The organism is Conyzicola sp., from assembly GCF_046714715.1.
In the GTDB taxonomy this organism is placed as follows: domain Bacteria; phylum Actinomycetota; class Actinomycetes; order Actinomycetales; family Microbacteriaceae; genus Conyzicola.
In genome coordinates this window covers 1-10,335 of sequence record NZ_JBKKAD010000055.1, presented here as the reverse complement: position 1 = coordinate 10,335, position 10,335 = coordinate 1, and the positions used below count along the sequence as shown (strand labels likewise).

General features: G+C 69.0%; 10 protein-coding genes. 7 read left to right on the top strand and 3 right to left on the bottom strand.

Annotated features, from left to right (window positions below; all coding sequences use genetic code 11):
* The 6 genes from rph to ACLQ6X_RS04495 all read left to right on the top strand — a co-directional run.
* Window positions 1–704 (top strand): ribonuclease PH (gene rph, locus ACLQ6X_RS04520; protein WP_411698983.1); only part of this gene is annotated, 704 nt, incomplete at its 5' end.
* Window positions 701–1,303: an RdgB/HAM1 family non-canonical purine NTP pyrophosphatase gene (gene rdgB, locus ACLQ6X_RS04515; protein WP_411698982.1), complete on the top strand. Its 603-nt coding sequence runs from the start codon at window positions 701–703 to the stop codon at window positions 1,301–1,303. The genes rph and rdgB, both read left to right, overlap by 4 nt.
* 91 nt (window positions 1,304–1,394) lie before the next feature.
* Window positions 1,395–2,321 (top strand): cation diffusion facilitator family transporter, encoded by a 927-nt coding sequence (locus ACLQ6X_RS04510; protein WP_411698981.1) that lies wholly within the window; start codon window positions 1,395–1,397, stop codon window positions 2,319–2,321.
* A gap of 32 nt (window positions 2,322–2,353) precedes the next feature.
* Window positions 2,354–3,598, top strand: a complete 1,245-nt coding sequence (locus tag ACLQ6X_RS04505) for an Nramp family divalent metal transporter (RefSeq protein ID WP_411698980.1) — start codon at window positions 2,354–2,356, stop codon at window positions 3,596–3,598.
* Window positions 3,598–4,260 (top strand): metal-dependent transcriptional regulator, encoded by a 663-nt coding sequence (locus tag ACLQ6X_RS04500; RefSeq protein WP_411698979.1) that lies wholly within the window; start codon window positions 3,598–3,600, stop codon window positions 4,258–4,260. Before ACLQ6X_RS04505 ends, ACLQ6X_RS04500 begins: the two co-directional genes overlap by 1 nt.
* Before the next feature lie 27 nt (window positions 4,261–4,287).
* The gene (locus tag ACLQ6X_RS04495) at window positions 4,288–4,890 is read left to right on the top strand and encodes a HEAT repeat domain-containing protein (RefSeq protein WP_411698978.1); all 603 of its coding nucleotides are present in this window, start codon (window positions 4,288–4,290) and stop codon (window positions 4,888–4,890) included.
* Here ACLQ6X_RS04495 and ACLQ6X_RS04490 read toward each other — a convergent pair.
* From ACLQ6X_RS04490 to ACLQ6X_RS04480, 3 genes are all read right to left on the bottom strand, one after another.
* Window positions 4,887–5,642, bottom strand: coding sequence for a DedA family protein (locus ACLQ6X_RS04490; protein ID WP_188511064.1), 756 nt, complete (start codon window positions 5,640–5,642; stop codon window positions 4,887–4,889). The genes ACLQ6X_RS04495 and ACLQ6X_RS04490 overlap by 4 nt on opposite strands.
* Window positions 5,643–5,815: 173 nt before the next feature.
* The gene (locus tag ACLQ6X_RS04485; protein ID WP_411698977.1) at window positions 5,816–7,654 is read right to left on the bottom strand and encodes a glycoside hydrolase family 2 protein; all 1,839 of its coding nucleotides are present in this window, start codon (window positions 7,652–7,654) and stop codon (window positions 5,816–5,818) included.
* Window positions 7,655–7,729: 75 nt separating this feature from the next.
* Window positions 7,730–8,740, bottom strand: coding sequence for a LacI family DNA-binding transcriptional regulator (locus ACLQ6X_RS04480; protein WP_411698976.1), 1,011 nt, complete (start codon window positions 8,738–8,740; stop codon window positions 7,730–7,732).
* A gap of 240 nt (window positions 8,741–8,980) precedes the next feature.
* On the opposite strand from ACLQ6X_RS04480, the gene ACLQ6X_RS04475 reads away from it, so the two are divergent.
* Entirely contained in the window at window positions 8,981–10,297 is a 1,317-nt protein-coding gene (locus ACLQ6X_RS04475) for an ABC transporter substrate-binding protein (protein ID WP_411698975.1), read from the top strand.
* The last annotated feature ends 38 nt before the right edge of the window (window positions 10,298–10,335 follow it).

Sequence of the window (10,335 nt, the reverse complement as noted above, 5' to 3'; positions counted from 1 at the left end):
CGGCCGATGAGCTTCGTCCCGTGAGCTGGGAGCTCGGTTTCCAGGAGTGGGCGGCGGGCTCGGTGCTGTTCTCGATGGGCAAGACGCGCGTGCTCGTCGCGGCGAGCGTCTCCGACGACGCGCCGAGGTGGCTGAAGGGCACCGGCGGGGGGTGGGTAACGGGCGAGTACTCGATGCTGCCGGCATCGACGACGGAGCGTTCGAGCCGCGAGGTGAACCGCGGGCGTCCCGGGGGGCGCACCCAGGAGATCCAACGCCTCATCGGCCGCTCGTTGAGGAGCATCACCGACCTGTCGCGACTCGGCGAGCGCACGATCACGATCGATTGCGACGTGCTGCAGGCCGACGGCGGCACGCGCACCGCGGCGATCACCGGCGCCTACATCGCCCTCGCCGACTCGCTCGAGTGGGGCCGCGACAAGGGATTCATCGGCAAGAACTCCAAGCCGCTCATCGACAGCGTCGCCGCGGTCTCGGTCGGCATCGTGAAGGGCGAGCCGCTGCTCGACCTCGCCTACGTCGAAGACGTGAAGGCGGAGACCGACATGAACGTCGTCGTCACCGGCCGCGGGCTCTTCGTCGAAGTGCAGGGCACCGCCGAGGGCGCGCCCTTCGACCGCAACGAACTCAACGCCCTGCTCGACCTGGCGCTCGGCGGTACCGCCGACCTCACCGCGATGCAGGTCGCGTCGTTGGCGTCATGACCGTGCAGGCGGCCACTCCCGTCAAGCTCGTGCTCGCCACCCACAACGCGCACAAGGTCGAGGAGCTGCGCCGCATCCTGGGCGCGCAACTCGACGGTATCGAGCTCATCGGGTACGACGGCCCCGAGCCGGTCGAAGACGGGCTCACGTTCGCCGAGAACGCGCTCATCAAGGCGCGCGCCGCGGCGAGACACACCGGCCTCGCCGCCATCGCCGACGACTCGGGGATCTCCGTCGACTCGCTCGACGGTGCCCCCGGCATCCACTCGGCCCGCTACGCCGGCAACCGCGACGACCGCGAGAACCTCGAGCTGCTGCTCTCCAACCTCGCGGGCATCACCGACCGCGCGGCGCAGTTCACCTGCGCCGCCGCCCTCGTCGACGGCGACTTCGAGCACGTCGAGCTCGGCGTCTGGCCGGGCGCCGTGCTGACACAACCCGCGGGGGTCGGCGGCTTCGGCTACGACCCGGTGTTCCAGCCCGACGGCATCGCCGTGAGCGCGGCGGAACTCACCGCCGACGAGAAGAACGCGATCAGCCACCGCGCCCTGGCGTTCGGACAGATCATGCCCGTCGTGCGCGCTCAGCTGCTGCCCTGAGCGGTCGCCGGGACGCAGTCGATAACGCCGATCATTCCTATCAAGACCGCACCCCTAGCCGGGTACGTGTCTGGCGTTTACCGTTGAGCAAGTGAGTAACGACAAGCACGCCGCACACGACCATGCCGCGGGGGTGACCAACCGCACGCGGCTCGTCGTAGCCATCGCCATCGTCGCGGTGTTCCTCGTGGTCGAGGTCGTCGGTGCCGTGCTGTCGGACTCGCTCGCTCTGCTCGCCGACGCGGGCCACATGCTCTCCGACCTGTTCGGCCTCATCGTCGCCCTCGTCGCGCTGATGATCGCGGCGCGCCCGGCAACCGACCGGCAGACCTTCGGCTACCAGCGCGCCGAGGTGTTCGGCGCGCTCGTGAACGGAGTCATCCTTGCCGCCGTCGCCGTGTTCGTGGCGGTCGAGGGTGTGAGCCGTCTGGTGCAGCCGGGGGAGGCCGAGGTTCAGGGCACCCCGATGCTCGTCGTCGCCGTGGTCGGGCTGGGCGCGAACGTCGCCTCGATGCTCGTTCTTCGCGGCGGCAGCGGAGAGTCGATCGGCATGCGGGGCGCCTACCTCGAGGTGCTCGGCGACTTCTTCGGCTCGGTCGCCGCCATCGTCGCCGCGGTCGCGATCCTGCTCACCGGCTTCGTGCAGGCCGACGCCATCGCGTCGCTCGTGATCGCCGCGCTCATCGTGCCGCGGGCGTTCGCCCTGTTGCGCGACGTGGTGCACGTGCTGAGCGAGTCGGTACCGCGCAACATGGACGTCGAGACGATCCGCGAACACATCCTGGGCACGCCCGGTGTCGTCGACGTTCACGACGTGCACGTCTGGGCCATCACCTCGGGCGCACCGGTGTTCTCGGCCCACGTCGTGGTGACCAAGGAGCTGTTCGAGAGCGGCGGCACCGGCGCGCTGCTCGACGAACTCGGGGGCTGCCTGTCGGGCCACTTCGATGTCGCGCACTCCACCTTCCAGCTCGAGCCGACCGAGCACGCCGAACACGAAGAGCAGCACCACCGCTAGTTTCGGTCGACCGAAAAGGTTAGGGTTTCGGTGTGCCGAAATCGTCCATCGCTCCGCCCGCCACGATCACCCCCCGATCGACCCTGCTGCTGCTCGGCCCGGCGTTCGTGGCCGCCATCGCGTATGTCGACCCGGGCAACGTCGCGGCCAACCTCACGGCCGGGGCGCGCTACGGCTACCTGCTGCTCTGGGTACTCATCCTCGCCAACCTCGTCGCGGTGATCGTGCAGTACCAGTCGGCGAAGGTCGGGCTGGTCACCGGCCGCAGCCTCTCCGAGCTGCTGGGCGAACGCCTGAAGACCGGCCCGCGTCGTCTCTACTGGGGCCAGGCCGAGCTGGTCGCGGCCGCTACCGACATCGCCGAGGTGATCGGCGGCGCGATCGCCCTCAACCTGCTGTTCGGCATACCCCTGCTGCTCGGCGGGGTGATCGTCGGTGTCGCTTCGATGGTCCTGCTCGCCGTGCAATCCCGTCGCGGGCAGCGCTCGTTCGAGATCGTGATCGTCACCCTGCTCGGGGTGATCGTGGTGGGCTTCGTCTCCGGACTGTTCGTTAGCGACCTCGACGCGGGCCAGATGCTCGCGGGCGTCGTGCCGCGCTTCGAGGGCGCCGACTCCGTGCTGCTCGCGTCGAGCATGCTCGGGGCCACCGTGATGCCGCACGTGATCTACCTGCACTCGGCGCTCGCCCGCGACCGACACGGTGTGACGCGCGACGCGGGTCGCATCCGGATGCTGCTGCGCGCCACCCGCTGGGACGTCGGCGCCGCCCTCGTCGTCGCGGGGGCGATCAACATCTCGATGCTGCTGCTCGCCGCGTCCAGCCTGCGCGGCGTCGACGGCACCGACTCGATCGAGGGGGCGCACGCCGCGATCGTGGCGAACCTCGGCCCCGTGATCGGGGTCGTCTTCGCCGTCGGACTGCTCGCGTCGGGCCTCGCCTCGACGAGCGTCGGCACCTACGCGGGCGCCTCGATCATGGGCGGGCTGCTGCGCGTGAAGATCCCGCTGCTCGCCCGCCGGCTGGTGACGCTCGTTCCCGCCCTCGTTGTGCTCGCCGTCGGTTTCGACCCGACCAGGGCGCTCGTTCTCAGCCAGGTCGTGCTCAGCTTCGGAATCCCGTTCGCCCTCGTGCCCCTCGTGCGGTTCGCGAGCTCGAAGACGCTGATGGGGGAGTTCGCGAACGCCGCCTGGCTGCGCTGGGTCAGCTGGGTGGCGACGGCGGCCATCATCGTCATCAACGTCGTGCTCATCGCCCTCGTGATCGGCGGCGCGTGATGGCCAAGCCGGTGCAGTACGCGATGGCGGTCGAGGACTACGTGAAGGTGATCTACGCGCACACCGAGTGGCAGCCGCGGCCCATCACGACGTCGGTGCTCGCCGCGCGATTGGGGCTCGCCGCGTCATCCGTCACCGAGATGGTGAAAAAGCTCGGGGCCGCCGGACTCGTCGACCACGTTCCCTACGGGGCCGTGAGACTGACCCCGGATGGCACGGCTCTCGCCCTGCGCATGGTGCGGCGCCACCGGCTCATCGAGACCTGGCTGGCGGGGCAGTTCGGCTACGGATGGCACGAGGTGCACGACGAGGCGGAAGTGCTCGAGCACGCGCTGAGCGACCGGCTGCTCGACAGCATCGACGAGCAGCTGGGCTTTCCCACCCGCGACCCGCACGGCGACCCGATCCCGAGCCGCGCGGGCGACGTCGAGCAGCCGGCCGCCGTGCTGCTGCGTCACGTCGGCACGGGGGAGACGGTGCGGGTGGTGCGCATCAGCGACCGCGACCCCGCGCTGCTTCGCCACCTCGAGGCCGAGTCGATCACGCTCGACAGCGCGTTCACGGTGGAGGGTGTCGAGCCGTTCGTCGTGAGACTGCGGGGTTCTGCGGGCACGCTCACCCTCGCGGACGACGCCCTCGACTCGGTCTGGGTGGGCCGATAGCGGCGGGGCGCGTAAAGTAGCAGCGCTATGACAACTCACACCCCCAAGAACCAGCCCAACGACGATTCCCCCGCCGAACGTATCGCGAAGGTCGTCGCCGAGCTGGGGGAGGACGACGTCATCGCCCGCGCGACCGCGCTCATCGCCGGCCTCAACGCGGGCGAGGAGTTCCTGCTCGCCGTGGGTGGCCGTCACGCGCAGGGCATCCTCGACGGAGCCCCGCCGCTGTACTGGCGCGAGGTGTTGGGAGCCCTCACGTTCCTCTACGTCTGGAACGACAGCGCGACCCCCGCGGTTCTCGCCGGCCTGGGCAACCAGGCGTGGCGCGTGCGCGAGATGAGCGCCAAGGTCGTGGCGCGCCGCGAGCTGGCCTACCCGGCCGAGGTCGCCGTGCTCGCCACCGACGAGGTGGCACGCGTGCGCGCCCAGGCCGCCCGCGCGCTCGGCGAGATCGGCACCGCCGACCAGATCGACGTGCTGCGTTCGCTGCTGAAGGACCCCGAGATCGAGGTGCGTCGCGAGGCCGGTGGAGCGCTCAAGAAGCTGCGCGCGAAACTTCCCGCCGCGACATCCGAGACCCCTGAATCCCCCGAAGACACTGGCGCCACCGAGGCAGCACCCGAGAACTAGTTCTTCGGGTCGTTGCTCTTGTCTTGGTCGAACAAGGCCTGGTCGAGCACGAGCTCGGAGGTGTCGGTCGCTGCGGCGGCGGCGCGGTTCTTGCGCGACTTACGCACCGACTGGATGTAGTGGTAGGCCGTCGGGATCACCGAGACGGCCACCGCTCCCAGCAGGATGACGTCGATGTAGTGCGTCACGAAGTCGGCGACGGGCGGGATGTAGCCGAGCAGGAAGCCGGCGAAGGTCAGGCCGCCGCCCCAGATGAGCGCGCCGATCAGGTTGTAGAGCGAGTACTTCTTGTAGTTCATGTGGCCGACGCCCGCGGCGACCGGGGCGAAGGTGCGCACGATCGGCACGAAGCGGGCCACGATGACCGCGAAGCCGCCGAAACGCTCGAAGAACGAGTTGGTGCGGCGCACGTTCTCCATCGAGAACAGGCCGGTCTCCTTGCGTTCGAACACCTTCGGGCCGAGCTTGTGGCCGATGAGGTAGCCGACCTCGCCGCCGAGGAACGCCGCGAAACCGATCGCCAGGCACACCCACCAGATGTCGATCTCGATGCCCGAACCGCCCACCGCCACCGTGCCGGCGAAGGTGAGGAGGCCGGTGATCACGAGCAGCGTGTCGCCCGGCAGCAGGAATCCGACGAGCAGGCCCGTCTCGGCGAAGACGATGAAGCACACCCCGAGCAGCGCGAAAGCGCCGAAGCCCTCGATCAGATTGGCGGGATCGAGGAACGGGATGAGAGCGGTGGAAAACACGGACAAGACTCCAGTCGTCGGTTGCCGTTGAGGTCAATCGGCGGCGGCTACGGTGTGAACTTCTCACAGGGTACTCCGCGCGGCGTCGCAGGATGCTGAGAAATGCGCCCTTTAGCGATAGATCATTCTGAAGGTGTACACGGCCCGCCGCAAGAGGGGGTTTCGCGTCGCTCTCACGCCGCCGGGTCGGAGCCGGGGTCGCCCGTCATGATGGCCCGGATGCGCCCGATCGGGAGCTTCGGTGTGCGGTCGGCGTTGACCACCCCGTTCGTCTCCTGACCCGTGTCGGTCAGCTGCGTGTAGCAGTAGCCGGCGAGCACCTCGCTGGCACGCACCGCGTCGAGCAGGGCGGCCATGCGCCTCGCGAAGTCGTCGGGCGACGACGCCGTGGAGTAGCCCCAGGCGTTGTCGACGTCGCTGTCGGGCGCGAACTTCACACCGCCGAACTCGGTGAGCATGATCGGCTGGCCGCGGTCGGGCTCGTCGCCGAGGCGCAGCCGCCGGCCCGCCGGACCGATGCCGTCGAAGAGCGCGTCGACGCTGGCCTTGTTCGCGTACCGCGCGGCGAGAACATCGCCCGACTCCTCGTAGTCGTGGATCGACCAGATGTCGGAGTCGAGGTGCTCCCAGCCGTCGTTCGACACGACGGGTCTCGACGGGTCGAGGCTCTTCGTGAGGTGGAAGAGACTGCGCACGTGGTCGCGCACCGCGGCGTCCTGCGAGACGTGCTGCACGCCCCAGCTCTCGTTGAGGGGCACCCAGGTGACGATGCTCGGGTGCGAGGAGTCGCGCCGGATGACCTCGGACCACTCGGCCGCGACCCTGCGCGCGGCCGTGTTCGAGAACTCGTAGGCGCTGGGCATCTCCTCCCAGAGCAGGAGGCCGAGGCGGTCGGCCCAGTAGAGAAAGCGGGGGTCTTCGATCTTCTGGTGCACGCGCGCCGCGTTGAAGCCGAGGTCCTTGATGAGCTGCACCTCGGCCCGCAGCGCGTCGGCCGTCGGCGCCGCGAGGTGCGACTCGGGCCAGTAGCCCTGGCTCAGCACCGAACGCAGGAAGACCGGACGGTCGTTGAGCAGGAAGCGCCCGCGGTCGACGGCGGCGCTGCGCAGGCCGAAGTACGAGAAAACCGTGTCGCTCGACGCGCGGCCGCTCAGCGTCACCTTCACGTCGATGAGCCGCGGCGAGACGTCGCTCCAGAGCAGTTCCTCGTAGTTCTGCCCGTTGATCTGCCGCGGCACGACGATCGTCACGTTCACCCGGTGGGAGTGCACGGCGATGCCGTGGGTCGCGAGGGGTTCGCCCTCGTAGCTCAGCTCGACCTCGAGGCGTGTGTCGGCGTCGAGGCGGCGGTTCAGCTCGACGGTGACGACGACCGACCCGGTCGCCACGTCGGGCGCGAACGCGAGGTGGTCGACGTGCAGCTCGGGAACGGTCTCGAGCCAGACCGGCTGCCAGATGCCGGTGGTGCGGTGGTACCAGATGACGTGCGGGTCGAGCTCCCAGTCCTGCTTGCCGCGCGGCTGCGCGACGTCGAGCGGGTCGTCTTCGGCGCGCACCACGAGGCCGAGCGGCCCCTCGCCGGTCGCGACGTCGGTCACGTCGAATGAGAACGGGGTGTGCCCGCCCTCGTGGTGGCCGAGCAGCGAGCCGTCGAGCCAGACCGAGCACCGGTAGTCGACCGCTCCGAAGTGCAACAGCGTGCGGCCGCCGTCGCGGGGCGGCACGGTGATCGACCGCCGGTACCAGACGACCGGGTGGTAGCCGGTGTCGTTGATTCCGGATGCCGGGGACTCGGGAGGGAACGGCACGGTGATCGTGCGGTCGAACGCGGTCGGGGTGGCCGGGGCGAACCATCGATCGCGGAGACCCTCGTCGGCGTCGTCGAACCGCAGGTCCCACTGGCCACCCAGGTCTGTCCACGATTCGCGCACGAGCTGCGGTCGCGGGTAGCTGCCGTCTTGGCGCGAAGCGCGAATCGGGGTGACGGTCGTAGCGCGGGCGTCGATGTCCATGCGTACAGTGTGCTGCATTTTTGCAGCGCTGTAAAACGGCAATGCACGCCGGTGCCGTCGCCGCGCGTCGGCGGCTCAGGCGGCGGGCGCGCTTTCCCGCACGACGAACGAGTAGTCGGCGACGCGGTGCCTGCCCAGCCCGGTGTACCCGGCGATGCGCTCCTCGAGCAGGTCGAGCGCCATCGTGGCGATCTGCGTGGTGTCGGGGGCGACAGTGGTGAGCGACGGGTGGGTGAAGGACGCCATGGAGATGTCGTCCCAGCCCACCACCGCGACGTCCTCGGGAACGCGCAGCCCGTGCTCCTGCAGTGCGCGCAGTGCTCCGATGGCGGCGAGGTCGTCGCGGCAGACGAGGCCGTCGAAGACCCGGCCGTTCGCGAGGGCGCGACGCATCGCATCCGCGGCCTCTTTCGCACTGATCGCCGCGCTGGGAATCACGAGCGACATGTCGACGGTCAACCCCGCGGCGTCGAGCGCGGCCTGGTACCCCTCGAGGCGCTGCAGCGAGGTGACCGACTGGTCGAACTCCTCGTGCCCCACGAAGCCGATTCGCGTGCGCCCGGCCGCGATGAGGTGCGTGGTGGCCTCGATCGCGGCCGCCTCGTTGTCGATCATCACGTGGTCGACGCTGAGGGGAGCGGGCCCTTCGCCGAGCAGCACGAGCGGTACGTCGGCGCGGCGCTTCGAGATCTCGAGCGACGGCATGCGCGACGGTTGGAAGATGACGCCGTCGACGAGGCCCGCCTCGCGCGTGGAGATGATCGCCCGCTCGCTCTCGATCGTGCCGTCGGTCTGTTCCAGCAGCAGGCGGTACCCGCGGGCGCTCGCCTGATGGGCGATGATGCGGGCGAGCTCGGCGAAGTAGGGCAGGCTCACGTCGCTGAAGGCGAGGGAGAGCATGCCGGTGCGCCCGGTCGCGAGCCGTCGGGCTGACACATTGGGCCGGTAGCCCAGCTCGCTTATCGCTGCCTCGACGCGGGCGCGCATGCTCGGGCTGACATGCTGGTACTGATGCACCACGTTCGACACGGTCTTCATCGAGACGCCGGCGAGCTCGGCCACATCCTGCAGGCGCACGTTTGCCATGGTGGTCCGTTTCGTCGTCGTCGGGAGGGGCCGCCGCGGTAGTAGGACCGCCCGTTCTCGCTGCCCACTGTACCGAGTGCGATCTCCCGGAAAACCATTTCTCCTTGACTCGCATATTACAGCGCTGTAAATTGACCTGTGCAACGAGGCGAAGGTGGCCGCCGCGCGACGTGACTCGAGTTCCGTCGGTATCGGTCCGCCCCGCACCGCCCAGCACCGTCACTCAAAGGAGAGCAACACATGAAGAACCCCACACTGCGCGCAGCCGCCGCGGTTGCGATTCTCGGACTCGGGGTGTCGCTCGCGGCGTGCTCCGGAGGCAGTTCGAACAGCGCGGCCGACAGCGTGCGTGCCGAGGCCGAATACTCCGGCCCCGCAGTCGAGATCACCTTCTGGAACGGCTGGACGGGCGGCGCGGCCCCCGTGCTGGTTCCCCAGTTGGTCGCCGAGTTCAACGAGACCCACCCCGACATCAAGGTCAAGAGCAACGCGATGGAGTGGGCGGACATCAACCAGAAGATGCCCCTCGCTATCAAGGCGGGCAAGGGTCCGGATGTCGCGGTCGCCCACGGTGACGATGTCGCGACCTACGCGGCGCAGGGTCTGCTGCTGAAGACCGACGACGTCGTCGAGGCGCTCGGCTACGGCGAAGACGACTTCCCGGAGGGCCTGATGGACGCCGGCCAGTTCGACGGCAGCCAGTACGGGGTGCCGTGGAGTGTCACGCCGCTCGGTCTGTACATCAATAAGGACGTGCTGGTGAGGGCCGGCCTCGATCCCGAGACCGCACCCACCGACCAGAAGAGCTACCTCGCCGCGCTCGACGCCCTCAAGGCCGCCGGCATTCAGGGCGAATGGGCCGACGGCTACGTATTCACCGGCACGTTCGAGTTCGAGTCGCTGCTCTGGCAGTTCGGCGGCGAGCTCTTCAACGAGGATGTCACCGAGGCGACGTTCAACTCCGAGGCGGGCGTCAAGGCGCTCACCTGGATGACCGACCTGATCGAGAAGGGGTACAGCCCCGCGAACGTGGCCCAGGACGGCAACATCAACGCGCTCGTCGGCGGCGAGACGGCGTTCAACTGGAACGGCGTCTGGCAGACGACCAACGAGGCGCTGCAGTCGGTGGACTGGACCGCCATCCCCGTTCCGCAGATCGGAACCGAGAAGGCCGTCTGGTCGAGCTCGACGCACTGGATGTTCCCGGCCAACAAGAACCAGGACCCCGACAAGTCGGCCGCCGCCGCTACCTTCGTGAAGTGGATGAACGACAACTCCGCCGAATGGGCGTCCACGGGCGAGCTGCCGGCGCAGAACACGGTTCGTGAAGACCCGGCGCTGCTGGCCGACTACCCGGCGCTCGCGCCGTTCCTCGAGCAGCTCGAGTACGCGCGCTACGAGACCGTGTCGCCCGGCATCACGAACGCGATGGCCGAGATCACCAAGGGCGTCAACGAGGCGATGCTCGGCAAGAAGTCGCCGAAGGAAGCGCTCGACGACGCCGCGACCAAGGCGACCCAGCTGCTGAAGCAGAACAAGGCACAGTACGGTGGCTGATCCCAGCATCGTCGCGCCGCTCCGCGGGGGCTCCGGCC

Coding starts and splice junctions, on each gene's coding strand:
- rdgB (WP_411698982.1), top strand. CDS start 701: ATGACCGTGCAGGCGGCCACTCCCGTCAAGCTCGTGCTCGCCACCCAC.
- ACLQ6X_RS04480 (WP_411698976.1), bottom strand. CDS start 8,740: ATGGCAAACGTGCGCCTGCAGGATGTGGCCGAGCTCGCCGGCGTCTCG.
- ACLQ6X_RS04475 (WP_411698975.1), top strand. CDS start 8,981: ATGAAGAACCCCACACTGCGCGCAGCCGCCGCGGTTGCGATTCTCGGA.
- ACLQ6X_RS04485 (WP_411698977.1), bottom strand. CDS start 7,654: ATGGACATCGACGCCCGCGCTACGACCGTCACCCCGATTCGCGCTTCG.
- ACLQ6X_RS04500 (WP_411698979.1), top strand. CDS start 3,598: ATGGCCAAGCCGGTGCAGTACGCGATGGCGGTCGAGGACTACGTGAAG.
- ACLQ6X_RS04495 (WP_411698978.1), top strand. CDS start 4,288: ATGACAACTCACACCCCCAAGAACCAGCCCAACGACGATTCCCCCGCC.